Below are 23,062 nucleotides of genomic sequence, written 5' to 3'. Positions count from 1 at the left end.
CGTTGGGACGGCGTGGCCCGCCGACGGCTGTAACGGCTTGGCGCAAGCGCGCAACCGGTGCCGCGAAAGAATCACTTTTTCGGCAATGCTGCGCTGCACAACACTTGGGAAATGCGTGATTTCGTCGCCGGCGAAACGTTTCACCGCAGTTACCTCGCGGCTCATCCCGCAAGCCGGAACCCGAGGTTGAATTTGTTAACCAAGCTGGGACAGGTTCACCTCGTCAGCCGGCGATGGGCAATTCGCGGGCGGTCAGCGGGGGCTGGGGAGCTCCTTACTTCGATGGGTTTTTTCGCGCCGTCCAACGACGCGGCGAGAGGTTTGGAGCGGGTTCATGACGCAAGTTCTGGCAGCAGCGACGGGGCTGTTCCGTGATCGCGAATTCTTCGTGCACGATGGTGCGAAGCTCCGCCGTTTCCGCATTTCCGCGATGATCCAGATTGTCGCCGTCGCGGCGCTTTTCGCCCTCATTTCCTGGTCGAGCTACGCCGTCGGCCGGATCATCACTTCCTCCCCAGCACTGACTTCCAAGATCGTTTCGGGTGAAAATTATTCGGCGCAGCTTGCCGAACTGACCGCCGAAACCGAACGCCGTGTCCAGGCGATTGAGCAACGCCAGATGGCGCTCGCCGCCGCCCTTGTCGACCAGGACATCGACCCTGCCTCGCTTCGCAAGCTGGGCTTTTACCCGGCTGCCAACGGTGGCCGCGGCGGCCCGCTCGAAAAGGCCGGCAATGCGACCTTCAAGGCGCTCTTCAACAGCTGGAAGAAGCTGGACTCAATCCAGGATGGCGTGATTTCGGTCCCGGCCGACAAGCCGGTCAAGACCGCCGCTTTCACCTCGGGCTACGGCGTCCGCTCCGACCCGTTCAAGGGCGGCGCAGCGATGCACGCCGGGATCGACTTGTCCGGTCCCATCGGCACGCCGATCTACGCCACCGCCGACGGGGTCGTCAGCGCAGCGGGCTGGAACAGCGGCGGATACGGCAATCTCGTCAAGGTCGATCACGGCCGCGGCATCGAGACGCGCTACGGCCACTTGGCATCAATGACCGTCAGCCCCGGGCAGCGCGTGACGCGCGGCCAGGTGATCGGCCGCATGGGCTCGACCGGCCGTTCGACCGGCAGCCACCTGCACTATGAAGTGCGCATCGATGGTCGCGCAGTGAACCCGGTCCCGTTCATGAAGTCGACCGACTACGTGCTCGCGATGCAGAAAAAGTCGAACACCCACGCGATGGAATCGCTGGCGATCGGTGGACCGGGCGCCCGCCGCTAAGCTTGCCGCTTCGGCTCTCCACACCTATCTCGCTCGTGTGAGCGAGCCCATCATCAGCCTGACACCAGGCGCTGCAAAGCGCGTCGCGTGGATTGCCGAACGACAGCGCAAGCCCGCGATCCTGCGACTTGCGGTCGACGGCGGCGGATGTGCCGGCTTCACCTATAAGTTCGAGCTCGCCGAGCAGGCCGAGGGCGACGACACCGTGGCCGAGACCGACGGTGTGCGGCTCGTGGTCGACCCCACCAGCCTCGAGCTCGTCCAGGGGTCGGCCGTGGACTTCGTCGAGGATCTCGGCGGGGCCGCCTTCAAGGTGACCAACCCCAACGCGCAATCGGGCTGCGGCTGCGGATCGAGCTTCAGCGTCTAGTGGCCCGAGTGCCCTGCGTGCGGGGTTGAGGCCTGTGCGGCGCAGCTGACCTTCGGATTGAATTGCGCAAAGACCCCCTTGGGGTTGTCGCGATGCACCCAGACATGCCGGTCGTAATGCGGCTCGAACATGTGCGCTTCGTCGGCCTTGGTGGACGGGTCGTCCGCCATATGGTCGTACGGCACGCCGTGGAACGTCGGCGGCGCCTTGTGGCCGGCCGCCTTCCAGGCTTTTTCGAAGACCAGGTTTTCGACCGCGACCAGTTGCAGTGACCCGTCCGCCTGCGGCTCGTAGATCAGGATCGACGGTTTCAGGAAATCGGTGTGCGTGCCGGTCCCGCTGACGCGCGGACTAGGCGGCCCCGAGATCCCCAGCAGGTCGGGCCGGAAGTAGTGGATGCCCATCGCCTCGGGCGGGCCGCTGCGGCCCATCATCGCGCTGGTCTCGCACATGTTCCCGGGCGCCGGCACATAGCCCTCGGCGAGGGCGACCTTGACGTCCTTGAAGCGCGCGGTGGCGGTGCGGACGGCGTCGAGCTGCGGATCGGTGGTCACGGAAGCGGAAACCGCCTGCGCAAGCGCGGCCGCGAGCGCGAAGCTCACGAATCGTGGTGTCATTTTTTCCTCTAGGTTTAGAGCGCGTAGCTCGGTGCGTAGCGGCGGATTGGCCGCCGGGGCGCGGGCCGGCCAGGCTGGCCCGTGCGATTGTCATTGGCGGGACGCTTCGACGTGTCGGCAGTCGCCGCGGGGACGACTCCGCGTTCGACCGCTGCCGCCCGCGCGGCCTGCGCAATCGCCATGTCGGACCACAGCGGGCTCATAGCGGGAAGGCCCCAACGCCCGTGATCAGCTGGACGGTCAGCAGGATGGCCGTAACGGCGGCCAGTCCGCTGAATCCGGTCGTTGCGCGGTAAACACGCATCGTCGTTCCCCTTTGTCCGTGACCTCATGCCCCACATGAGATGCGGGCCTAATGCGCCGGTCGTTTCGGTCCCGCCACGGGCAAGTTTTTCAAATGCCGTCCTTGCGCGCCGCCTTTGGGGCTGGCCGGTTGACGGAATGTGCGGATTTGTGCGGATATGTGCGCCGATCGGGGCGAGTCCATGCACAGCGAATTATCGGTCGAGGGCAGTGAATCGGTCGCCTTGCGGGTGCGCGAGGAGCTCGCGCGCCGGCGCCTGTCGCGGCAGTGGCTGGCGGATGAGGCACGGGTCAGCCTGTCGACGCTCGAAAAGGCGCTGGCCGGTCGCCGGCCGTTCACGCTGGCGACGGTGGTGCGGATCGAAGATGTGCTCGGAACCAGCTTACGCGGGCCCAAGGCAGACCTTGCCCAGCCGCCGGGGCTGTTCGCACCCGAATCGATGGGTGCCTATGCACGCCCGGCGGTGCAGTGGCTGGAAGGCTCATACCTGACCCTGCGTCCGTCGTTCAGCGAGCCCGGCGCAATATTCGCCTATCTGACTTCGATTAGCTGGGACGATGCCAACGGGCATCTCGTGTTCAGCGAGGCGTCGCGCACCGATGCCGAATATGAGCAACGGGGCTTCGTCTCCTTCCCCAACCTGTCGGGCGCGATCTACCTAGTGACGATCAGCGAGGGGCAATATCGTGTTGCTTTGCTCAATCGTCCGAGCGGCGGCGGGATGACCGGAATATTGCTCACGCTGGCGGCGGGGCAGGGGGCGCAGCTGATTCCCTCGGCACTGCCGATCGTCATGATGTCGACCGAGGCACGATCGGACATGGTGGTCGGCGTTGTGCGCAAGGGCGAAGCCTGCTTCGACGAATATCGCGAGTGCGTCGACCGCGTGACCGAGCGCGGCTTCGCGCTGTTTCCCCGCTAGGCCGCAGCCGCTAAGCGGCGGCGATGAAGATCGCCTCGTTCAACATCAACGGCATCCGCGCGCGCCTTCCACGGCTGGTCGAATGGCTCGACCGTGAGAAACCCGACGTCGCCTGCCTGCAGGAACTGAAATGCGCCGATGAATCGCTGCCGATCGCCGACATCGAGGCGGCGGGTTACGGCGCCGTGTGGCACGGGCAGAAGGGGTTCAACGGCGTCGCCATCCTTTCTCGCGGTGACGGTCCCAAGCTGCGGCGCGTCGGCCTGCCAGGCGACCCGGACGACAGCCACAGCCGCTATATCGAAGCGGAAGTCGGCGATTTCATCGTCGCGTCGATCTACCTGCCCAACGGCAATCCGGTCGGGACCGAGAAGTTCGATTATAAACTGCGCTGGATGGACCGGCTGCGCGAACATGCTGCCGAGTTGCTGGAATTGGAACGGCCAGTGGTGCTTGCAGGCGACTGGAACGTCGTGCCCGAAGATCGCGACGTGTTCAGCGCCAAGGCGACGCAGCACGACGCCCTGCTGCAACCGCAGACGCGTGAGATGTGGCGGCGAATCCTGGCGCAGGGCTGGACCGACGCGCTGCGCGCCTTCCATCCCGACGATCCGCGGCTCTACACCTTCTGGGATTATACGGCCGGCTGCTGGCAACGTGACGCGGGCTTTCGCATCGACCATCTGCTGTGCTCGCCCGAAGCCGCCGACCGCCTGCGCGGCTCGGAGGTCGACCGCTGGGCGCGGGGGGAAGAGAAGGCCAGCGACCACGCGCCGACCTGGGTGGAACTGGCCGATTAGGCTTCTCCCTGCGAGCGAAGATCGTGGGGAGGGGGAACGCTCGACTGCGATGGGGAGGAGCTAGGTCAGCACCTTTTCATAAATGCGATAGCGATGGTTCACCCGCGCGCCGGGCAGTTCGGCGATCGACAGCATTCCCTTATTGTCCTCAAGGATCCAGCCGAATTCGCCCGTCCGGATACCGAACTTGCCCACCGCGTCGCGGCGGATGAATTCGATCAGCATGAACGCCAATTGGCTCGCCAGGCGCGTGCCGTGGAGCTTCTTGGCGACCCCCATCAGCGGCACGCGAGCGCGCTTCGTCCGCGGGTTGCGCAGGCGCCACAGAAGCTTGGCCCAGCCGAACGGGAACAGCTTGCCGTCGAGGTCGCGAATGAACTCGTTGATGTCGGGCAAAGTAATCATGAACGCGACCGGCTCGCCATCATATTCGGCGATCCGCACCAGCTCTTCGTAGATGATCGGCTTCAGCTTCTTGCCGGCATAAGCGATCTCGCTTTCGGTCAGCGGCACGAACCCCCAATTGTCCGACCAGGCGTCGTTGAGAAGATTGAGGATGATGCGCGCTTCGGCATCGAACCGCGCCTTGTCGACGGTGCGGATGCGGATGCGCGGGTTCTTTTGGCCCATCGCGATCAGCCGCGCGATCGGCTCGCTGTGCCAGTCGGCGATGTTGACCTCATAAGTCAGCAGGTCGCGGGCCTTGGCGTAGCCCGCGTCGGTGATCCAGCCGGCATAGTGTGGAAGATGATGCCCCATCATGACCGTCGGCGGTTCTTCGAAGCCTTCGATCTCGAGCCCGGGCTCGTCCCAGATCGAGATGCTGATCGGCCCCAGCGCGCGCGTCATGCCCTGGTCACGCAGCCACTCCTCGGCGGCCTCGATCAGCGCCGCCGCAGCCCCCGAGTCGAGCGCTTCGAACATGCCCCACTGGCCCGTGCCGGGCGCCATATGCTGCTGGACCAGATTGTCGACCTGCGCCGAGATACGCCCGACGATTTCGCCGTCGCGTGTCGCCAGCCAGAGCTTGGCGCGGCCATGTTCGAACCACGGATTCTTGCCTGGGGTCAGAAGCGCCCGCACCTCGTCCTTCAGCGGCGGCACCCACGCTGGGTCATCGCGATAGACGCGCCAGGCAAAGTCGATGAAGGCGCGCAGGTCGGCCTTGCTTTCGACCGCGCGAAGGTTGACCGGGGCCATGCTCATGCGCGATGGCTAGCGGCCCAGGGCGGGTCGCGCCACCCGGCGGAAGGGCGGTTTCGCCCGTGTCGGCCCTTCACTCGCCCCAATGGCGCCATTATCTCCCGCCATCCTGTATGTTTCGGCAAGGATTCCAGTGAACAGCAGCGCTCTTCTTCGACGCGAACATTTCGACGCCGCCGATCGGCCGCGCGACGCCGCGCGCGTCATGCCGATCAGCGACGATGCTGCGATGCTGCGCGAAGCGGCGAGCCTGACGCGCGATCTCAATGCGCCCAAAGCGTGGATCTACTGGACCGATCTCCTTGCGTCGGCGGCGCTCGGCTATGGCGCGCTGGCGATCGCGGTCACCGCCCGCCCGACGTGGGTCGTCGCCGTGGCGGCGGTCGTGGCGATCCTTGCCCTCTACCGCGCGGGTAGCTTCATCCATGAGCTCACGCATCTCAAGCGTGGGTCGGTGCGTGGGTTCCGCCTCGCCTGGAACGCGCTGGTCGGGGTGCCGCTGCTGGTGCCGTCCTTCATCTACGAAGGCGTCCACAACCAGCATCACGCCAAGTGCTACTACGGGACGATCGACGACCCCGAATATCTGCCGCTCGCGTTGATGAAGCCGTGGACGCTGCCCGCGGTGCTGATCGTGGCGCTGATTTCGCCGGCGCTTCTGTTGCTCCGCTTTGGCGTACTCGGTCCGCTGTCGATCTTCTCGCGCCGCCTGCGCAAGTTCGTGGTCGAACGTTATTCGGGCCTGCAGCTCAACCCCTTGTTCCGCCGTCCCGCGCCGGAGGGCGATTTCCGCCGCGACTGGATCGTCCAGGAAATCGCCTGCAGCATCTGGGCCATCTCGCTCATTGCGCTGGCCGTCACCGGCGTCATCCCGGTGCCAGCGCTGTTCATCGGCGTGATCGTTGCCTCGGGTGCAATGGTCCTCAACCAGGTGCGCACGCTGGTCGCACATCTGTGGGAGAATGACGGCGCGGCGATGAGCGTCACCGCGCAATATCTCGACAGCGTCAACGTCCCGCCGCCGGCTACGCTGCCCGCGATCTGGGCGCCTGTGGGGCTGCGCTTCCACGCACTCCACCATCTGCTGCCCGGCGTGCCTTATCACGCGCTTGGCGAAGCCCACCGCCGGCTGTGTGCCGCCCTCGATTCCGGGTCGATCTATCACCGGTCGAGCCACCGCGGGCTGTCGCCGCTGATGGCGCGGCTCGCCGCCAGCACCTTGACGAATCGCCGTAGATCCGCTTGAGGGCGGGCTGATGGCTCGCCGTCGTCATTTAGGGCTTTGCGCAATCGCCCCAAAGAATTGCGTGGCCGGGGATGCCTCATACGGTCCCCTGACGAACGAAAAGGAATGACCCATGCGCCATCGCGTAGGCGGACGTAAGCTTCAGCGCACCTCGAGCCACCGTGCGGCCCTGTTCCGCAACATGGCGGCCGCGCTGATCAAGCATGAGCAGATCACCACCACCACGGCCAAGGCGAAGGAACTTCGCCCCTACGTCGAGAAGCTGGTCACCCTGGCCAAGCGCGGCGGGCTGTCGAATCGCCGCCTCGCCCAGTCGCGGCTGATGGACGATGCGCAGCTGGTGAAGTTGTTCGACGTCCTCGCCAAGCGCTATGCCAAGCGCGACGGTGGCTACACCCGCGTGATCAAGGCCGGCATCCGCCAGTCGGACGCGGCACCGATGGCAATCATCGAGTTCGTCGACCGCGACGTGTCGGCCAAGGGGCAGGATTCGGGCCCGGTCATGAACGAGGAAGAATTCGAAGCCGCGTAAGGCCGCTTCGCCTCTCTGAGACGAGCGCGTTTGCTGAACGGCAGCAAACGCGCAGTTCAGCAACGCTGCAGCGCCGTAACGATATTGCACCCTCACTGGGCGGCCGTGCGTTCGTGCGCGAGCCGCTGGTGATGAGGAGAGTATCGATGAAGGCAATCACGAAAGTGTTGGCGGGCGGCGTGGTTGCCGCTGCGCTGTTCAGCGCAGCACCCGCTGCGGCTCAATATTATCCGCAGCCCTATGGCTACGGTTACAACAATGGCGCCAACGTCATCGGCCAGGTTCTGAACCAGGTCCTCGGCGGCGGGGCGTACAACCAGGGTTACGGCTACAACCAGGGCTATGGCTACCGCGCCAACAGCCAGGTCGCCGTCAGCCAGTGCGTCAATGCCGTGCAGGCGCGTCTTGCCCGCAACTACAGTGGCTACGGTTACGGTTACGGTTACGGCTACGGCGCCACCGGCGGTGCGCGCGTGCTGGGCATCAGCCGGGTCGAACCGCGCTCGAACGGTGGGCTCACTGTCCGCGGCGTTGCTTCGACGGGTGTGCAGGCCGGCTACGGCTATAACGGCCAGACTGTGCCGGACCTGACGTTCCGTTGCCGCGTCGATTATCGCGGCTACGTCAGCGACGTCGACCTTGATCGCACGTCGGTGAATTATGGCTACAACCAGCAGTACACGCCGTACGACTACTCGCAGTACGGTTACCGTCGCTACTAAGCGCGGATAGCTGCCAGCGAACGGTGCGCCGGGGTCGAAAGGCTCCGGCGCATTGTTTTTGTGCGCGGGCCTCTCTATCCGCCCGCCATGACGGTCCAGCACACCGAATCCATTCTCATCGTCGACTTCGGCAGCCAGGTGACGCAGCTCATCGCGCGGCGCGTGCGCGAAGCCGGCGTTTACTCCGAAATCGCGCCGTTCTCGATGGCAGAAGAGGCCTTTCGGCGCCTCAAGCCCAAGGGCATCATTCTGTCAGGCTCGCCGGCCGGCGTGCCGGAAGAAGGCTCGCCGCGGGCGCCTGAGGCGCTGTTCGATAGCGGCCTGCCGATCCTTGGCATCTGTTACGGCCAGCAGGTCATGAGCCACCAGCTCGGCGGGCGCGTCGAGCCGGGCAAGGACGGCGAATGGGACGGCGAGTTCGGCCGCGCCTTCATCACCATCACTGAAGAATGCGCCTTGTTCGATGGCCTGTGGCAAATCGGCGAGCGCCATCAGGTGTGGATGAGCCACGGCGACAAGGTCACCGAATTCGCGCCTGGCTTTAGAATCGTCGCGGTCAGCGACGGCGCGCCCTTCGCGGTCATCGCCAATGAAGAGCGCCGCTATTACGGCACGCAATTCCACCCCGAGGTCGTGCACACGCCCGATGGCGGCAAGCTGCTGGCGAATTTCGTACGCCATGTCTGCGGTTGCTCGGGCGACTGGACGATGGCCGCCTACCGCGACCAGAAGATCGCCGACATTCGTGCCCAGGTCGGCGACGGCAAGGTCATTTGCGGGCTATCGGGCGGGGTCGACAGCGCGGTTGCCGCGGTGCTGATCCACGAAGCGATCGGCGACCAGTTGACCTGCGTGTTCGTCGATCACGGGCTGCTGCGCCTCAATGAGCGCGCGCATGTCGAAGGTCTGTTCCGTGACCATTACAACATCCCGCTCGTGGTCGTGGACGCCGAGCAGGATTTCCTCACCGGCCTCGCTGGCGTCACCGACCCCGAGGCCAAGCGCAAGTTCATCGGCAAGACCTTCATCGACGTGTTTGATGAGGAAGCGCGGCGGATCGGCGGCGCCGACTTCCTTGCGCAGGGCACGCTTTATCCCGACGTGATCGAAAGCGTCAGCTTCACCGGCGGGCCGTCGGTGACGATCAAGAGCCACCACAATGTCGGCGGCCTGCCCGAGCGCATGAACATGCAATTGGTCGAGCCATTGCGTGAGCTGTTCAAGGATGAAGTCCGCGTGCTCGGCCGCGAGCTTGGGCTTCCCGACGTCTTCGTCGGCCGCCACCCGTTCCCCGGCCCGGGCCTGGCAATCCGCATCCCGGGCGAGGTGACGAAGGACAAATGCGACATCTTGCGCAAGGCGGACGCAGTCTATCTCGAGGAAATCCGCAGCGCCGGTTTGTACGACGCGATCTGGCAGGCGTTCGCGGTTCTTCTGCCCGTGCGCAGCGTCGGGGTGATGGGGGACTATCGCACCTACGATTACGTCTGCGCCCTTCGCGCGGTGACCAGCGTCGACGGCATGACCGCGGACATCTATCCGTTCGACGCCGCCTTTCTCAGCCGCGTCGCGACGCGCATCGTCAACGAAGTGCAGGGCATCAACCGCGTCGTCTACGACTATACGTCCAAGCCACCGGGCACGATCGAATGGGAGTGATCGGCTACTCGTTGACGGCAAACTTTCCGATCGCACAGGCTCCTAGGGCAGGGCCGAATGGCCTGCTTGACTCTCCGTTGCAGAACAGGACACTCGATCCTGATGCGGGCGGGAAGGGTGTCACCTAGGTGGGATTGGTAAACCTCGACCCGGCATTTGGTGCGAAGGGCGAGATGGCCGAGCTCTTTCGCACCCACGATTGGTCAACGTCCCCGGTCGGCGAGCCGTCGACATGGCCGCAATCGCTTCGCTCGGCGGTGCAGCTGATGCTTGCCAACAAGCATTTGATGTTCGTCGCCTGGGGACCCGAACTCGCCTTCCTGTACAACGATGGATACCGGCCGGTCTTCGGCAACAAGCACCCGTGGGCGCTCGGCCGGCCATTCAAGGAAGTGTGGTCGGAAATCTGGGATGACATCTCGCCGCTAGTCGATCAGGCCTTGGCGGGCGAAGCGACCTGGTCCGAGAACCTTCATCTGGTGATGGAGCGCAACGGGTACCCTGAAGATACTTGGTACACCTTTTCCTATTCGCCGCTTCGCGACGAAAGCGGTGCAATCGCGGGAATGTTTTGCGCCGGCGCCGAGACCACCGAGCGCGTTCTCGCCGAGCGTCGGTGGTCAGCCCTGTCGATGCTTGATGATCGACTGCGCGATATCGCTGATCCCGAGGAGATTGCGCAAGCTTCGGCTGAACTTCTCGGCAAGGCGTTGAATGCTTGTCGCGTAGGGTATGGCGACATTGACTCGGCAGCGGGGACGATCCGCGTTGGCAGGACCTGGAGCACGCCGGGCTTGCCGGACGTGACCGGTGTGCACGCTTTTGCGGACTATGGCACCTACATTGACGAATTGCGCCGCGGAGAAGTCGTCTCGGTTGCCAATATCGCGGACGATCCCCGCACTAGTGCGCGCGCCGCCCAATTCCGGAAGCTTGGGATCGGGGCGTTCATCGATTCTCCGGTTGTGGAAGATGGTGAGACGGTGGCCCAGGTCTTCGTTCACGCGCCCAACCCCAGGATCTGGAACGAAGACGAAATCGCCGTCGCCGCGGAGTTCGCCAATCGCACGCGCGCCGCGGTCGCCCGCCGTCGTGCCGACGAGGCGCTGCGGGAAAGCGAAGTTCGTTACCGCACCTTGTTCGAAGCGATCGATGCTGGCTTTTGCATCATCGAATTGATTCTCGACGAACACGGGCGCGCGACCGATTACTGGTTCGTGGAGGCAAATCCGGCCTTTGAGCGTCAGTCAGGCCTCGACGGCGCGGTCGGGCGTCGCATGCGCGAATTTGCGCCCGATCTGGAAGAGGAGTGGTTCGAACGTTACGGGCATGTGGCGATGACCGGGGAACCGCTGCGCGTCGAGGGCGAAGCAGCGCCTCTCGGCCGATGGTTTGATATCATTGCTTTCCGCGTCGGGGCTCCGGAGCAGCGCCGTGTCGCCGTCTTGTTCAATGACATCACTGCTCGTCATTCCGCCGAAAAACGACTGCGCGACCTAAATGAGACCTTGGAAGAGCAAATCGATCTGCGTTCGGCCGAGCGCGACCGGCTCTGGAACTTGTCCCAAGATATGCTGGCACGGGCCGATTATGGGGGCATGATGTCGGCGGTCAGCCCTGCCTGGACCAAGGTTCTCGGCTGGAGCGAAACCGAACTTCTCACCCGGGCTTATGCCACGTTCATGCATCCCGACGACATGCCGCCGACCCTGGCGGCGATCGGCAAGATGGCCGACACGCGTGAGCCCGCTCGGTTCGAGAATCGTATCGCGACCCGGAACGGCGGTTGGAAGCACATCGAATGGACCGTCGCCCCCGAGCCCGATGGGGTCAATTTCATTGCGGTGGGACGCGATCTCAGCGCCAGCAAGGCGCGCGAAACCGAGCTCGCCGACGCCCAGGAGCAGCTCCGCCAAAGCCAGAAGATGGAGGCGATGGGCCAGCTGACCGGGGGCGTCGCGCACGATTTCAACAATCTGCTGACGCCGATCGTCGGGGCGCTCGACATGCTGCAGCGCAAGGGCGTGGGCGGCGAACGCGAGCAGAGGCTGATCGAAGGCGCGCTCCAGTCGTCCGATCGGGCAAAGACGCTGGTGCAACGCCTGCTCGCCTTCGCCCGGCGCCAGCCGCTGCAATCGACCGCCGTCAACGTGGTCGAGCTGGTGACGGGCATGGCCGAGCTTCTGGCGAGCACGACTGGCCCGCAGATTCGGGTGGTCGTCGAGGCCGAAAAAGATCTGCCGCTGGCGAAGGCCGATGCGAACCAGCTCGAAATGGCGTTGCTCAACCTTGGCGTGAACGCCCGCGACGCCATGCCCGACGGCGGAACGCTGCGGATCAGTGCCGATTTGGAGCGCATCCGCACCGGGCACCGGTCGGGCCTCCCAACCGGCGAATATGTCCGTCTGTCCGTCGCCGACACGGGGATCGGCATGGACGAGGTTACGGTCGCGCGTTCGGTCGAGCCGTTCTTCTCGACCAAGGGCGTCGGCAAGGGCACGGGCCTCGGCCTGTCGATGGTCCACGGCCTTGCCTCGCAGCTGGGCGGTGCGCTGACGATTGACAGCCGGCCTGGGCTTGGGACCAATGTCGCGCTGTGGCTTCCGCGAACCGACGACGTTGCCGCTCCAGTGACGATTCCGACGGAGCCCACGGGGCCGCGCGATTCGCAAGGCCAGGTCCTCCTTGTCGATGATGAGGAACTCGTGCGCGCAAGCACCGCGGATATGCTTGCCGGGCTCGGCTATGGCGTGATCGAGGCTGAGTCGGCGGAACAGGCGATGCTCCTCGTCGAGCAGGGCCTCGAACCCGACCTCCTTGTTACCGATCACCTCATGCCCGGGATGACCGGGACCGAGCTGGCGCGGCGGCTGCGGGACGAGAAGCCCGACATGCCCGTGCTTGTCGTGTCGGGATATACCGATATCGAAGGCATTGCCGCCGACCTGCCGCGGCTGACCAAGCCGTTTCGGAACGACGATTTGGCGGCGAAGCTGGCGACGCTTGGCCTGGGCGCCGCGGACGGTTCGTCGGCGCATGCGCACAAGAGTTAACCGCTAAATCGCCGTTTACCGGGGCATTGACGGCCCGGCGCGCTTCGGCTGTCTCGCAGGCATGAAGTTCTCAATTCCCCTGATCCTGGCCGCGGCACTCCTCTCAGGTTGTTCGGCGATTACGCCGTTCAGCGCGCCGCGCAGCGTTGCCGCGACCGCACCGGCGCCGCAGCCGCCACCCTATCGCTGGACCCAGGGCAATGCCCCCAAGGCGCACAAGGACATGCTCGCGACCTTCAGCCGCGGCGGGCTTGCGCCGGGCGAGTTCGTGTGGGCCGCTTCGGTGCCGCAGGCCGGGGAGACGCGGATCGTGATCGACCTGCTTACCCAGACGGCATACGCGTACCGCGGGCCGCAATTGGTGGGAGCATCGAGCATTTCGAGCGCCAAGACCGGCAAGGTGACGCCGCTCGGCTTCTGGTCGGTGCTGGAAAAGAAGAAATTCCACCGCAGCCGCAAATATGACAATGCGCCCATGCCCTTCATGCAGCGGCTCGACGAATATGGCATCGCGCTCCACGGCGGTGCCAACCCCGGCTACCCCGCAAGCCACGGGTGCGTCCGGCTGCCGATGAAGTTTGCCGAGAAGCTCTATGCCCTGACCCGCGTCGGGTCGAAGGTCGTCATCGAAGGCTGACTTTGCCTCGGGCGCGGGGCGGCGCTACCGTCGGCCACAAGCATGATTGCCCAGAAAACCCGTTATGCGTTGCGTTCGCTGTTGTTCCTGGCCGAGGCGCAGGACGGCTTGCCCGTTCAATTAAGCCGGATCGCGGAAACGCAGCAGGTCCCGCCCAAATATCTTGAACTCATAATGCTCGACCTCAAGCGCGCCGGACTGGTCAAGAGCGCGCGCGGGCCCAAGGGCGGCTATCGGCTCGCTCGCCCGCCGGAGCAGATTTCCTTCGGTGAGATCGTTCGCAGCATGGAAGGGCCGATCGCGCTCGTGTCCTGCGCCAGCGTCAATCACTACGCGCCCTGCGGCGACTGCCGCGACGAGGCAACCTGCGCCATTCGCCGCGCCTTCGCGATCTTGCGCGATCAAACGACCGAATTGCTCGATTCCATTTCGCTTGCGCAGGGCGCCGATTGGGAAGAGCGTTTTGGCAATGGCGCCACCGACGCGCGCCAAAAACAGGGGGAATCATGACCGAGGATTCATATTCGCCGCGGCCAATTGCGGGCTGGTTCACGCCCGCGGCGATCGCGTCACTTCTATTCATGGGCTTGGGATGCGTGGCCTATCTGACGCATGTCCTCGCCGATCCCGCTAGCCTGACGCTGGACCAGCGCGCCGCCTACCTAGCCGAGCCGACCTGGGTAACAGGCGCCAACGCCGTCGCAGTGTGGGTCGGCCTTGCCGGAACGGTTCTTCTGGTGATGAAGCGCAAGCTGGCCGAATGGGTCCTGCTGGTCGCGCTTGTCGCGGTGCTGGTATGGCTTGCGGGGCTGATCGTCGTGACCGAACTTCGCGAGAACATGTCGGCCAACGACCTGATCGTCGCCATTGTGGTCACGGCCGTGACATGGACGATTTACTGGTTCGCGCGGCACTCACGCCAGCGCGGCTGGTTGCGCTAGGCCTGCGTGTCGGAAACGGTGAAGCGGCGCTCGGCCTGGCTCTGATCGGCGATCGCCGCTTGCTCGACCAGTGGCTGCGCCGCCGGCGCATTCAGGGGAGCAGGTTCGGATTGGGGACGGGCCAGGGCCAGTGTCGGCACACCCAACAGGATGGCGAATGCCGCATCGCGCAGCATCGAACGGTCAAACATGGTCAACTCCAGATCACATCCACGTGGACGCTGGCGTCCGCGCACTTGCCCGGTTCGACGACGGAAGGCCGTTAATGTTCCGGATTAACGACCGCGCTCGCACTGTACGTCCGATTTCCTTCCGGTGGCGGAGGCGCTAGAGCCGCGCCTTATGTCGACCTTCACCCTCGACACGTCGACCAGCCGTGCGACGCCCTCGCCGGTCCCTGGCAAGCGCATGACCGCGCCCGCCATTCGCGCGCGCAAGGTCGAAGCGGACAAGGGCTGGCGCACCGATCAGCCGATCGTCGCGCTCACGGCCTATACGATGCGCATGGCGCAGTTGTTGGACGCGCATTGCGATTTCCTGCTCGTCGGCGACAGCCTGGGGCAGGTGATCTACGGCCTTCCCTCGACGATCCCAGTGACGCTCGACATGATGATCGCGCACGGAGCGGCGGTGGTGCGCGGCAGCTGGCATGCCTTGGTCGCGGTCGACATGCCGTTCGGCTCCTATGAGGGCTCGCCGCAGCAGGCGTTCGAAAGTTGCGCGCGGGTGATGAAGGAAACCGGCTGCGCCGCGGTCAAGCTCGAAGGCGGCGAGGCAATGGCGCCGACGATCGAATATCTGACGCATCGCGGCATCCCGGTGATCGGCCACGTGGGCCTGACCCCGCAGGCAGTGAATATCCTTGGCGGCTATGGCGCGCGCGGCAAGGAGTCGTCCGAAGCGAAGAAAATCCGCCGCGATGCGCAAAAGGTCGCGGAGGCCGGTGCCTTCTGCATCGTCGTCGAAGGGGTGATGGAGGAGCTCGCGACCGAGCTTGCCAATACGATTGCCGTTCCGATCATCGGCATCGGCGCTTCAAACGCCTGCGACGGCCAAATCCTCGTCACCGACGATATGCTCGGGCTGTTCGAGCGCACGCCGCGTTTCGTCAAGCGTTACGACGACCTCGCCGCGCGGATCGGCGACGCGGCGGCGGCCTATGCACAGGAAGTGCGCGACCGCGCCTTCCCCACGGCCGACCAGACGTATCGGCCGAAAAGCGCCTGATCGGCCCCTTTGCCTTTGCCACGCCAGCCGCTAGACGGTCGCCGCCAGCTTCCATTCATCAAGGGTGGGGAAGGAAGCGATCCGGCATGAAGACCCCGAGCGAGCGGACTGAGGCACGTCTTTGGCGCAACCCCCGAACACTAGCGAAACCTTTTTGCGGGAGGTCGACGAGAACCTCCGGCGGGACCGCGCGCGCGACTTCGCGAAGCGATATGGCACATGGATCATCGCCGGCGTGGTGCTGTTCCTGGTCGCCAGCGGCGGATATATTTTCTGGAAGCAGCAGCAGATCAGGAAAGCCGAAGCCCAGGTCGAGCAGCTCGCGCAAATCTATCGCGCGATCGCCAACGGAAACATTCGCCAGGCACCCGCGCAGCTCGATAGCCTGGCGGCCGAAAGTGACGAAGCGATTCGCGCCTCCGCGCTGTTTACCCGTGCGGCGATCGCGATCGAACAACGCGACATCAAGCTCGCCTTGGCCAAGTATCGCGAGGTGTCCGGGGACGAGGATATGCCGCAACCCTATCGCGATCTCGCCCTCCTTCGGCAGACTGCACTCGAATTCGACAGCATGAAGCCCGAAGACGTGATTGCCCGAATGGCGCCGTTGGCCAAGCCGGGACAGCCGTGGTTCGGCTCTGCCGGGGAAATGACCGCCGCAGCATTGTTGAAGCAGGGCAAGCGGGATGAAGCGGGTCGCCTTTTTGCCACCATCGCCAAGGACAACACCGTTCCGGACGCACTTCGCGCTCGCGCCGTTCAGATCGCCGCTACACTCGGCGTGGATGCAAGCGCGGCGCTGCCGGCGACGGCCCAGTAGGACCAAGCATGATCAAGTCTGACATCACCCGTTTCTTCGTTATCGCCACAGCGGCGCTCGCCGTCAGCGGATGCGGCATCATCAAGAAATCGACTCCCAAGACCCCGGTTCTTGGCGAGCGCATTGCGGTGCTGACCGCGGACAGTGACGTTCAGGTCGATCCGGCGACCACGGCACTGCCGATGTCGCTTCCTCCCGCCACCGTAAACAGCGAATGGACGCAGTCGGGCGGGAATGCGACCAAGTCGATGGGGCATCTCGCGCTCGGCAATGCCCTGACACGTGCCTTCACCGTCAATGGCGGCCGCGGAAGTACGCTGACCGCGCGCCTGGCGTCAGAGCCGGTGGTTGCCGGCGGCCGCGTTTACACCATCGATATCCTGGGCACCGTGCGTGCCTTCGACACGCGAAACGGCGGGCTGCTGTGGGCTAGCCAGACCCCCAACGACCGCGGCAACGAAGCCTCCCTCTACGGCGGCGGGATCGCCTTCAACAACGGTCGCATCTACGCCACCAACGGCCTCGGTTATGTCGCCGCGCTCGACGTCACCAATGGCGGCATCGTCTGGCAAGTGCGCCCGGGCGGACCGCTGCGCGGCGCGCCGACGGTGGCCGATGGCGCGCTCTACGTCATCAGCCAGGACAATCAGATCTTTTCGCTTCGGGAATCCGACGGCCGCCAGAATTGGTCGCAGCCCGCCTCGCTCGAGATTGCGGGGATCTTTGGATCGGCCGCGCCCGCCGTCGGGCAGGGCACGGTCGTTGCCGGCTTTTCGTCGGGCGAGCTCAACGCATACCGCTACGAAAATGGCCGGCAGGTGTGGCAGGACGCGCTCCAGCCGACCAGCATCCGCACCAGCGTCTCCTCGCTCAGCGACATCGACGCCGATCCGGTGATCGACAATGGCCAGGTGATCGCGGTCGGGCAAGGCGGGCGCATGGTCGCGCTCGAGCTGACCACCGGCCAGCGCATCTGGGAAGTGAACATCTCGGGCATTTCGACGCCGTGGGTGGCGCCGGAATGGATTTTCGTCGTGACCGCCGACGCCAAGCTGCTGTGCCTGTCGCGGGCGACCGGGCGCGTGCGCTGGATCAACCAATTGCCGCAGTTCGAACGGCCCGGCTCGAAGCGCGGGCAAATCGATTATTCGGGGCCGATCCTGGCCGGTGACCGCCTGATTGTCGCCGGCTCCAACGGCGTCCTGGTGAACGTCGATCCGGTCAGCGGATCCTTCCAGAGCCAGACGCGCGTATCGGCGGGCATCAACCTGTCGCCGATCGTCGCGGATTCGACCTTGTTCGTGTTCGACAACGACGGCCAGTTGCACGCCTTCCGCTAATATTTCGCCGCGAGGCGAACAGCCTGCTATCGGCGCTGCCATGCCGCTCCCCACTGTTGCGATCGTCGGCCGGCCCAACGTCGGTAAATCGACCCTGTTCAACCGGCTCGTTGGCAAGCGCGTGGCGCTGGTCGACGACCGGCCCGGCGTGACCCGCGACCGGCGCGAGGGCGAGGCGAATCTGCTTGGGCTCGACTTTCGCGTGATCGACACGGCGGGGTTCGAGGACGAGGATCCCGCCAGCCTGCCCGGGCGAATGCGGCAGCAGACCGAAGCCGCGGTGAATGAGGCCGATGTCGCCCTGTTCCTGGTCGATGCGCGCGAAGGCCTGACCCCGCTCGACGAGGAGATCGGCCGCTGGCTGCGCGCGTCGAAGACCCCGGTCGTGCTGGTCGCCAACAAGGCCGAGGGCCGCGCCGCCGAATCGGGCATTTTCGAAGCTTTCGGCCTTGGTTTCGGCGACCCCATCGCGCTCAGCGCCGAACATGGCGAGGGCGTCGCCGATCTGTTCGAGGCCGTCCGCCCCCATGTCGAGCGCGATCCCGACGCGGAGGAGGACGACGAGGCGAACGGCGACCATCAGCTCAAGCTGGCGATCGTCGGGCGCCCCAACGCGGGCAAGTCGACCCTGGTCAACCGCATGCTTGGCGAAGACCGGATGATCACCGGACCCGAAGCGGGCATCACGCGCGATTCAATCAGCCTCGACTGGACCTGGCAGGGAAAGCCGGTGCGGCTGGTGGACACGGCCGGCCTTCGCAAGCGCGCCAAGGTCGAGGACAAGCTTGAAAAGCTATCCGCCGCCGACACCCGCCGGGCGATCGATTATGCCGAGGTGGTGGTGCTGCTGCTCGATGCCACCCGCGGGCTCGAGGCACAGGACCTGCGCATCGCCTCGCAAACGCTGGAGGAAGGCCGCGCGCTGATCATCGCGGTCAACAAGTGGGACGTCGCCGAACAGGCCTCGTCGCTGTTCAACGGTATCAAGGCGGCGCTTGCGGAAGGGCTGTCGCAATTGCGCGACGTGCCGCTGCTCACGGTGTCAGCGAAGACGGGCAAGGGCATCGATACCTTGCTCGAAGTCGCGTTCGACCTGCGCGAGGCGTGGAGCAAGCGCGTTCCCACGGGCGAGCTCAACCGCTGGTTCGAAGGCGCGATCGAGGCCAACCCGCCGCCCGCGCCGAAGGGCCAGCGGATCAAGCTGCGCTACATCACGCAGGTGAAAAGCCGACCGCCCAGCTTCGTCGTGTTCGGCAATCGGCTCGACGAATTGCCCGACAGTTATCGCCGCTATTTGCTGAACGCGATGCGGCGCGACCTGGGGATTGGTCCGGTCCCGCTCCGGCTTGAATTCCGCGGTCGTGCCAATCCGTTCGACCGGGCGCGGCGCTAAGGCAAAGTTTACCGTTTGTGCCTAGTCCGGAGCTATGGACGCGGACATCATCGATTGGGCGCTCTTCGAAAAGAGTCGGGCGGAGCTGGGCCCGGGGTTCATCCGCATCCTCAGCTATTTCCGTGAGGACGGCGCCAAGTCGATCACCCAGATCGAGCAGGCGATGCGCGAGCAGAACACGCCCGCGCTCGTCCTTCCCGCGCACACCATCAAGGGCGAATCGCGGCAACTGGGCGCAGAGCCGCTGGCGAAGATCGCGGAACTCATCGAATCCACCGCCCGCGTTTGCGTGGAAACTCATCGCTTCCCCGACGAACTCGTCCCGGAAGTCGTGGAATTGCGCCGCTTGTTCGATTCGACCGTCGATCAGTTCGACCGGGCGACCAACCCGCTGATGACGCGCGCCGCGCCCACGGGCTTCGGCCGCAAAGCCAGCAACCAGGGGTTCGGGCGAATCTGAACCGCGTCGGAGTCATCCCGGACCTGATCCGGTAGACCTTACTCGCCCTCCGCCGCCTCGCTTTGCAGTTGCACGTAATTCTGCAGGCCCATTCGGGCGATCATCTCGAATTGCGTCTCGAGGAAATCGATGTGCTTTTCCTCGTCCGCCAGGATTTCGCGCGCAAGGTCGCGGGTGACATAGTCGCGGACGCTTTCGGCGTGCTGGACGAGGTCGCGGTAAAGCTTCGCGCCGGACAGCTCGGCTTCCATGTCGGCCTTGAGGACTTCCTCGACATTCTCGCCGATCCGCAGCCGGCCAAGCGCCTGGAAATTGGGCAGGCCGTCGAGGAACAGGATGCGCTCCGCCAAGCGGTCGGCATGCTTCATCTCGTCGATTGATTCGTGCCGCTCATAGTCGGCGAGCTTCTTGACCCCCCAATTGTCGAGCATGCGGTAGTGCAGCCAATATTGGTTGATTGCGGTCAGTTCTTCCTTGAGCGCCTCGTTAAGCAGCTCAATGACCTTAGGGTCGCCCTTCATGGAAAATTCTCCGCCTCACGCCGTTCACGCGGCTCTACGCTTGCACGGTGAATGTGGGAAGCGAAATTTTGGCGGAAAACTGCGGAAAACTTGCGATTGATAGTCAGTCGCAAAGATCAGGCGACGAGCCGCAGGCGCGGCGCCGTGGCACGCTCCTCATCGATCAGTTCCTGCGCATAATCGAGGCAGCAGCCGCACTGCGCCTCGCAGCCGTGGCAGGCGTAAGCCGCATCAGGAGTCGTCGCGCCGGCACGCGCCGCCTTGCGCACCTCACTCTCCGTGATCCGATTGCAGACGCAGACGATCATGGGACTCGCTATAGTCGATAATGCGACACATTCGCAAGAGGCTATGATCGCCGCCGCATCAGCTTGAGGCCGGACCAGACGGCGTCGAGGGCGCAGACTTTGACGTCGACCAGCCCCATCGGCAGGCATACGTCGCGGATAGTGTCCTCGGTCACGTCGGTCTCGACCTTTGCCGCCTTCTTGGGCCAGCTGACCCAGATGAAGCCGCCGGGGCGAGCAGCGGCATCAGCAGGTGCAGCTTGGCTTCGAGCTCGCCGCGCGCCGTGACGAAGATGTGCGCGGCGTCAATCGGCGGCTTGGGGATGTCGAGCAGCTCGATCGCCGCGCCTTGGTCCTCAAGCCCCGCGCGAATCTCGCCGCGAACGCCGTTGGGCACGCCGTCCCACCACACGCGCATCTTGTCCTTCAGCGACAATTTTCGCGCCAGCGGCGTCCCGGAATAGCCCGAAGTCATGCCAGGGCGGCGTCGGCGCCCATCAGCCTGGGGAAGAAGCCTTCATGCGCGGCGCGGAGGTCGGCGAGGGGCACGGCGAAGCCCGGCCCTGCAATCGCATCACCGCGGACGGTGCCGATCCCTGCCGAGAAGAGGTTCGCTGCGGTCGCTGCCTCCGTCACTGCCGCCGGCTCCATTGTGCTAACCAGCGCGCGGCCCTGGTCCTCGCCGAACAGGATTGTCGCGGGGTTGGGCATGGCCGGGAGCGAAATCGTGGCGCCGCGATTTCCCGCCAGCGCCATTTCGGCAATCGCAACGAGCGCGCCGCCATCGCTGACGTCGTGGACCGCGCTGACGCGTCCGCCCGCGATCAATTCACGCAACAAGCGACCCAGACGCTGCTCGACGTCGAGGTCGACCGGGGGTGCGTCGCCGGCGCGGCCGCCGTGGCATACGTCGAGCCACAGCGACTGGCCCACATGGCCGGCCGAATGGCCGATCAGCATCAACGTCTCGCCCTCCGTCTTGAACGCAATCGTCGCGCTGGCCTGCCAGTCCTCCAGCAGCCCCACACCACCAATCGCGGGTGTGGGCAGGATCGCGCTGCCGCCACCCGTCGCCTTGCTTTCGTTGTAGAGGCTGACGTTGCCGCTAACGATCGGGAAATCGAGCGCGCGGCAGGCGTCGCCCATGCCGCGCAGGCATTCTACGAACTGGGCCATGATCTCGGGCCGCTGCGGGTTGCCGAAGTTGAGACAGTTGGTCACCGCCAAAGGCCGCGCCCCCACCGCGCACAGGTTGCGGTAGGCCTCGGCGATCGCTTGCTTGCCGCCTTCGTAGGGGTCGGCGTAGCAATAGCGCGGGGTGCAATCGGTGGTCATCGCCAGCGCCTTGCGCGTGCCGTGGACGCGCACCACTGCCGCGTCGCCGCCGGGGCGCTGGACGGTGTTGGCGCCGACCGACTGGTCGTACTGCTCCCAGATCCAGCGTCGCGAGGCGAGATTGGGCGAGGCCATCAGCTTGAGCAGATCGCCCGCGATGTCTGTGCTCTCGGGAACGTCCTCGAGCGGCTTCACCTGCGCCCACGCCTTATAGTCGTCGAGGCTCATGTGCGGCCGATCGTACTCGGGGGCGTCGTCTGCGAGCGGGCCGAGCGGGATGTCGCACACCACCTCGCCCTTCCATTCGAGTACCATATGCCCGGTATCGGTGACTTCGCCGATGACCGCGAAGTCGAGCTCCCACTTCTTGAAGATCGCCTCGGCCTCGGCCTCGCGGCCGGGCTTGAGGACCATCAGCATCCGCTCTTGCGATTCCGACAGCATCATTTCGTAGGGCGTCATGCCTTCTTCGCGCTGCGGCACGCGGTCCATGACCAGGCGGATGCCGGCGCCGCCCTTGCTCGCCATCTCGACCGACGAGGAGGTGAGGCCCGCCGCGCCCATGTCCTGGATCGCGACGATCGCGTCGGTTGCCATCAGCTCGAGGCAGGCCTCGATCAGCAGCTTTTCGGTGAACGGATCGCCGACCTGAACCGTCGGGCGCTTCTCGTCGCTATTCTCGTCGAAATCGGCGGAAGCCATGGTCGCGCCGTGGATCCCGTCGCGGCCAGTCTTGCTGCCGACATAGACGATCGGATTGCCGATCCCGGTTGCCGCCGAATAGAAAATCTTGTCCGTCTTGGCGACGCCGACGGTCATCGCATTGACCAGGATGTTCCCGTCATAAGCGGTGTCGAAATTGACCTCGCCGCCCACCGTCGGAACGCCGACGCAATTGCCATAGCCGCCGATGCCGTGGACGACGCCCCTGATGAGGTGGCGCATCTTGGGATGGTCGGGCCGCCCGAAGCGCAGTGCATTCAGATTGGCGATCGGCCGCGCGCCCATGGTGAACACGTCGCGCAGGATCCCGCCGACGCCCGTCGCCGCGCCCTGATAGGGCTCAATGTAGGACGGGTGGTTGTGGCTCTCCATCTTGAAGATTGCCGCGTCGCCGTCGCCAATGTCGATCACCCCGGCATTCTCGCCCGGCCCCTGGATCACCCACGGCGCGCTGGTCGGCAGCTTCTTGAGGTGGAAGCGCGAGCTTTTGTAGCTGCAATGCTCCGACCACATGACCGAAAAGATGCCCAGCTCGACGAGGTTCGGCTCGCGTCCCATCGCACGCAGGATGCGCTGATATTCTTCGTCGCTAAGGCCGTGTTCGGCGATGATGTCGGGGGTGATGGCGGGGGCTTCGAGGACGTCCATGCGCGGCCCCTTAGCGGTCGCGC

At 65.0% G+C, this 23,062-nt stretch carries 25 protein-coding genes; 17 read left to right on the top strand and 8 right to left on the bottom strand.

What is annotated here, in order from left to right:
• The first annotated feature begins 334 nt into the window (after positions 1–334).
• Both H9L13_RS12250 and erpA read left to right on the top strand, forming a co-directional pair.
• Complete coding sequence (locus tag H9L13_RS12250; RefSeq protein WP_187537943.1) at positions 335–1,279, top strand: M23 family metallopeptidase; 945 nt, start codon at positions 335–337, stop codon at positions 1,277–1,279.
• 37 nt (positions 1,280–1,316) lie between these two features.
• The gene (erpA, locus tag H9L13_RS12245) at positions 1,317–1,649 is read left to right on the top strand and encodes an iron-sulfur cluster insertion protein ErpA (protein WP_187540416.1); all 333 of its coding nucleotides are present in this window, start codon (positions 1,317–1,319) and stop codon (positions 1,647–1,649) included.
• On the opposite strand, the gene H9L13_RS12240 is transcribed toward erpA, so the two are convergent.
• Both H9L13_RS12240 and H9L13_RS12235 read right to left on the bottom strand, forming a co-directional pair.
• Entirely contained in the window at positions 1,646–2,266 is a 621-nt protein-coding gene (locus H9L13_RS12240; RefSeq protein ID WP_223176455.1) for a hypothetical protein, read from the bottom strand. The genes erpA and H9L13_RS12240 overlap by 4 nt on opposite strands.
• A gap of 14 nt (positions 2,267–2,280) precedes the next feature.
• A complete protein-coding gene (locus H9L13_RS12235) occupies positions 2,281–2,469 on the bottom strand; it encodes a hypothetical protein (RefSeq protein WP_187537942.1) in 189 nt (62 codons plus the stop codon).
• A gap of 282 nt (positions 2,470–2,751) precedes the next feature.
• Here H9L13_RS12235 and H9L13_RS12230 point away from each other — a divergent pair, with 282 nt between their 5' ends.
• Both H9L13_RS12230 and xth read left to right on the top strand, forming a co-directional pair.
• The gene (locus H9L13_RS12230) at positions 2,752–3,492 is read left to right on the top strand and encodes a helix-turn-helix domain-containing protein (protein WP_187537941.1); all 741 of its coding nucleotides are present in this window, start codon (positions 2,752–2,754) and stop codon (positions 3,490–3,492) included.
• A gap of 23 nt (positions 3,493–3,515) precedes the next feature.
• The gene (gene xth / locus H9L13_RS12225) at positions 3,516–4,292 is read left to right on the top strand and encodes an exodeoxyribonuclease III (RefSeq protein ID WP_187537940.1); all 777 of its coding nucleotides are present in this window, start codon (positions 3,516–3,518) and stop codon (positions 4,290–4,292) included.
• Positions 4,293–4,352: 60 nt separating this feature from the next.
• Here xth and H9L13_RS12220 read toward each other — a convergent pair whose 3' ends face one another.
• Positions 4,353–5,498, bottom strand: a complete 1,146-nt coding sequence (locus H9L13_RS12220; RefSeq protein WP_187537939.1) for an N-acetyltransferase — start codon at positions 5,496–5,498, stop codon at positions 4,353–4,355.
• A gap of 130 nt (positions 5,499–5,628) precedes the next feature.
• Here H9L13_RS12220 and H9L13_RS12215 point away from each other — a divergent pair, with 130 nt between their 5' ends.
• The 8 genes from H9L13_RS12215 (at position 5,629) to H9L13_RS12180 (ending at position 14,285) form a co-directional block, all read left to right on the top strand.
• A complete protein-coding gene (locus tag H9L13_RS12215) occupies positions 5,629–6,741 on the top strand; it encodes a fatty acid desaturase family protein (protein WP_235090997.1) in 1,113 nt (370 codons plus the stop codon).
• Positions 6,742–6,853: 112 nt separating this feature from the next.
• The gene (gene rplQ / locus H9L13_RS12210) at positions 6,854–7,273 is read left to right on the top strand and encodes a 50S ribosomal protein L17 (protein ID WP_187537938.1); all 420 of its coding nucleotides are present in this window, start codon (positions 6,854–6,856) and stop codon (positions 7,271–7,273) included.
• Between the two features lie 131 nt (positions 7,274–7,404).
• Positions 7,405–7,995 (top strand): hypothetical protein, encoded by a 591-nt coding sequence (locus H9L13_RS12205; RefSeq protein WP_187537937.1) that lies wholly within the window; start codon positions 7,405–7,407, stop codon positions 7,993–7,995.
• A gap of 87 nt (positions 7,996–8,082) precedes the next feature.
• Positions 8,083–9,654, top strand: coding sequence for a glutamine-hydrolyzing GMP synthase (guaA, locus tag H9L13_RS12200; protein WP_187537936.1), 1,572 nt, complete (start codon positions 8,083–8,085; stop codon positions 9,652–9,654).
• A 128-nt stretch (positions 9,655–9,782) separates the two neighbouring features.
• A complete protein-coding gene (locus tag H9L13_RS12195; RefSeq protein ID WP_235090995.1) occupies positions 9,783–12,707 on the top strand; it encodes a PAS domain-containing protein in 2,925 nt (974 codons plus the stop codon).
• A gap of 61 nt (positions 12,708–12,768) precedes the next feature.
• Entirely contained in the window at positions 12,769–13,344 is a 576-nt protein-coding gene (locus H9L13_RS12190; RefSeq protein ID WP_187537935.1) for a L,D-transpeptidase family protein, read from the top strand.
• A 42-nt stretch (positions 13,345–13,386) separates the two neighbouring features.
• Positions 13,387–13,854 carry an RrF2 family transcriptional regulator gene (locus tag H9L13_RS12185; RefSeq protein ID WP_187537934.1) on the top strand — a complete coding sequence of 156 codons (468 nt, stop codon included), beginning with the start codon at positions 13,387–13,389 and terminating at the stop codon, positions 13,852–13,854.
• Complete coding sequence (locus tag H9L13_RS12180; RefSeq protein WP_187537933.1) at positions 13,851–14,285, top strand: hypothetical protein; 435 nt, start codon at positions 13,851–13,853, stop codon at positions 14,283–14,285. Before H9L13_RS12185 ends, H9L13_RS12180 begins: the two co-directional genes overlap by 4 nt.
• On the opposite strand, the gene H9L13_RS12175 is transcribed toward H9L13_RS12180, so the two are convergent.
• A complete protein-coding gene (locus H9L13_RS12175; protein ID WP_187537932.1) occupies positions 14,282–14,476 on the bottom strand; it encodes a hypothetical protein in 195 nt (64 codons plus the stop codon). The genes H9L13_RS12180 and H9L13_RS12175 overlap by 4 nt on opposite strands.
• 151 nt (positions 14,477–14,627) lie before the next feature.
• Here H9L13_RS12175 and panB point away from each other — a divergent pair, with 151 nt between their 5' ends.
• The 5 genes from panB (at position 14,628) to H9L13_RS12150 (ending at position 19,525) form a co-directional block, all read left to right on the top strand.
• Complete coding sequence (gene panB / locus H9L13_RS12170; RefSeq protein WP_187537931.1) at positions 14,628–15,512, top strand: 3-methyl-2-oxobutanoate hydroxymethyltransferase; 885 nt, start codon at positions 14,628–14,630, stop codon at positions 15,510–15,512.
• A 154-nt stretch (positions 15,513–15,666) separates the two neighbouring features.
• The gene (locus tag H9L13_RS12165; protein ID WP_187537930.1) at positions 15,667–16,332 is read left to right on the top strand and encodes a tetratricopeptide repeat protein; all 666 of its coding nucleotides are present in this window, start codon (positions 15,667–15,669) and stop codon (positions 16,330–16,332) included.
• 8 nt (positions 16,333–16,340) lie between these two features.
• On the top strand, positions 16,341–17,672 hold the full coding sequence (locus H9L13_RS12160; RefSeq protein WP_187537929.1) for an outer membrane protein assembly factor BamB family protein: 1,332 nt from the start codon (positions 16,341–16,343) through the stop codon (positions 17,670–17,672).
• A 40-nt stretch (positions 17,673–17,712) separates the two neighbouring features.
• A complete protein-coding gene (gene der, locus H9L13_RS12155; protein WP_187537928.1) occupies positions 17,713–19,065 on the top strand; it encodes a ribosome biogenesis GTPase Der in 1,353 nt (450 codons plus the stop codon).
• A gap of 34 nt (positions 19,066–19,099) precedes the next feature.
• The gene (locus H9L13_RS12150) at positions 19,100–19,525 is read left to right on the top strand and encodes an Hpt domain-containing protein (RefSeq protein ID WP_187537927.1); all 426 of its coding nucleotides are present in this window, start codon (positions 19,100–19,102) and stop codon (positions 19,523–19,525) included.
• 38 nt (positions 19,526–19,563) lie between these two features.
• Here the strand turns inward: H9L13_RS12150 and bfr are convergent, their stop codons facing one another.
• The 4 genes from bfr to purL all read right to left on the bottom strand — a co-directional run bounded on the left by bfr (position 19,564) and on the right by purL (position 23,039).
• Positions 19,564–20,046 carry a bacterioferritin gene (gene bfr / locus H9L13_RS12145; RefSeq protein WP_187537926.1) on the bottom strand — a complete coding sequence of 161 codons (483 nt, stop codon included), beginning with the start codon at positions 20,044–20,046 and terminating at the stop codon, positions 19,564–19,566.
• A gap of 116 nt (positions 20,047–20,162) precedes the next feature.
• A complete protein-coding gene (locus H9L13_RS12140) occupies positions 20,163–20,354 on the bottom strand; it encodes a (2Fe-2S)-binding protein (protein ID WP_187537925.1) in 192 nt (63 codons plus the stop codon).
• A 151-nt stretch (positions 20,355–20,505) separates the two neighbouring features.
• Positions 20,506–20,808, bottom strand: coding sequence for a hypothetical protein (locus H9L13_RS12135; protein WP_244954813.1), 303 nt, complete (start codon positions 20,806–20,808; stop codon positions 20,506–20,508).
• Positions 20,805–23,039: a phosphoribosylformylglycinamidine synthase subunit PurL gene (gene purL / locus H9L13_RS12130; RefSeq protein ID WP_187537924.1), complete on the bottom strand. Its 2,235-nt coding sequence runs from the start codon at positions 23,037–23,039 to the stop codon at positions 20,805–20,807. The genes H9L13_RS12135 and purL overlap by 4 nt, the downstream gene beginning before the upstream one ends.
• Positions 23,040–23,062 lie beyond the last annotated feature (23 nt).

Source organism: Sphingomonas lutea (genome assembly GCF_014396785.1).
In the GTDB taxonomy this organism is placed as follows: Bacteria; Pseudomonadota; Alphaproteobacteria; order Sphingomonadales; family Sphingomonadaceae; genus Sphingomicrobium; species Sphingomicrobium luteum.
Note: the sequence above shows the minus strand (reverse complement) of the source record. Positions and strands in the feature narration are given on the sequence as shown.

Excerpts from the sequence above, each read along its gene's own strand:
- H9L13_RS12250 (WP_187537943.1), top strand. The coding sequence starts at position 335 with ATGACGCAAGTTCTGGCAGCAGCGACGGGGCTGTTCCGTGATCGCGAA.
- H9L13_RS12240 (WP_223176455.1), bottom strand. The coding sequence starts at position 2,266 with ATGACACCACGATTCGTGAGCTTCGCGCTCGCGGCCGCGCTTGCGCAG.
- H9L13_RS12235 (WP_187537942.1), bottom strand. The coding sequence starts at position 2,469 with ATGAGCCCGCTGTGGTCCGACATGGCGATTGCGCAGGCCGCGCGGGCG.
- H9L13_RS12230 (WP_187537941.1), top strand. The coding sequence starts at position 2,752 with ATGCACAGCGAATTATCGGTCGAGGGCAGTGAATCGGTCGCCTTGCGG.
- xth (WP_187537940.1), top strand. The coding sequence starts at position 3,516 with ATGAAGATCGCCTCGTTCAACATCAACGGCATCCGCGCGCGCCTTCCA.
- H9L13_RS12220 (WP_187537939.1), bottom strand. The coding sequence starts at position 5,498 with ATGAGCATGGCCCCGGTCAACCTTCGCGCGGTCGAAAGCAAGGCCGAC.
- rplQ (WP_187537938.1), top strand. The coding sequence starts at position 6,854 with ATGCGCCATCGCGTAGGCGGACGTAAGCTTCAGCGCACCTCGAGCCAC.
- H9L13_RS12205 (WP_187537937.1), top strand. The coding sequence starts at position 7,405 with ATGAGGAGAGTATCGATGAAGGCAATCACGAAAGTGTTGGCGGGCGGC.
- guaA (WP_187537936.1), top strand. The coding sequence starts at position 8,083 with ATGACGGTCCAGCACACCGAATCCATTCTCATCGTCGACTTCGGCAGC.
- H9L13_RS12190 (WP_187537935.1), top strand. The coding sequence starts at position 12,769 with ATGAAGTTCTCAATTCCCCTGATCCTGGCCGCGGCACTCCTCTCAGGT.
- H9L13_RS12185 (WP_187537934.1), top strand. The coding sequence starts at position 13,387 with ATGATTGCCCAGAAAACCCGTTATGCGTTGCGTTCGCTGTTGTTCCTG.
- H9L13_RS12180 (WP_187537933.1), top strand. The coding sequence starts at position 13,851 with ATGACCGAGGATTCATATTCGCCGCGGCCAATTGCGGGCTGGTTCACG.
- H9L13_RS12175 (WP_187537932.1), bottom strand. The coding sequence starts at position 14,476 with ATGTTTGACCGTTCGATGCTGCGCGATGCGGCATTCGCCATCCTGTTG.
- panB (WP_187537931.1), top strand. The coding sequence starts at position 14,628 with ATGTCGACCTTCACCCTCGACACGTCGACCAGCCGTGCGACGCCCTCG.
- H9L13_RS12160 (WP_187537929.1), top strand. The coding sequence starts at position 16,341 with ATGATCAAGTCTGACATCACCCGTTTCTTCGTTATCGCCACAGCGGCG.
- der (WP_187537928.1), top strand. The coding sequence starts at position 17,713 with ATGCCGCTCCCCACTGTTGCGATCGTCGGCCGGCCCAACGTCGGTAAA.
- H9L13_RS12150 (WP_187537927.1), top strand. The coding sequence starts at position 19,100 with ATGGACGCGGACATCATCGATTGGGCGCTCTTCGAAAAGAGTCGGGCG.
- bfr (WP_187537926.1), bottom strand. The coding sequence starts at position 20,046 with ATGAAGGGCGACCCTAAGGTCATTGAGCTGCTTAACGAGGCGCTCAAG.
- H9L13_RS12140 (WP_187537925.1), bottom strand. The coding sequence starts at position 20,354 with ATGATCGTCTGCGTCTGCAATCGGATCACGGAGAGTGAGGTGCGCAAG.
- H9L13_RS12135 (WP_244954813.1), bottom strand. The coding sequence starts at position 20,808 with ATGACTTCGGGCTATTCCGGGACGCCGCTGGCGCGAAAATTGTCGCTG.
- purL (WP_187537924.1), bottom strand. The coding sequence starts at position 23,039 with ATGGACGTCCTCGAAGCCCCCGCCATCACCCCCGACATCATCGCCGAA.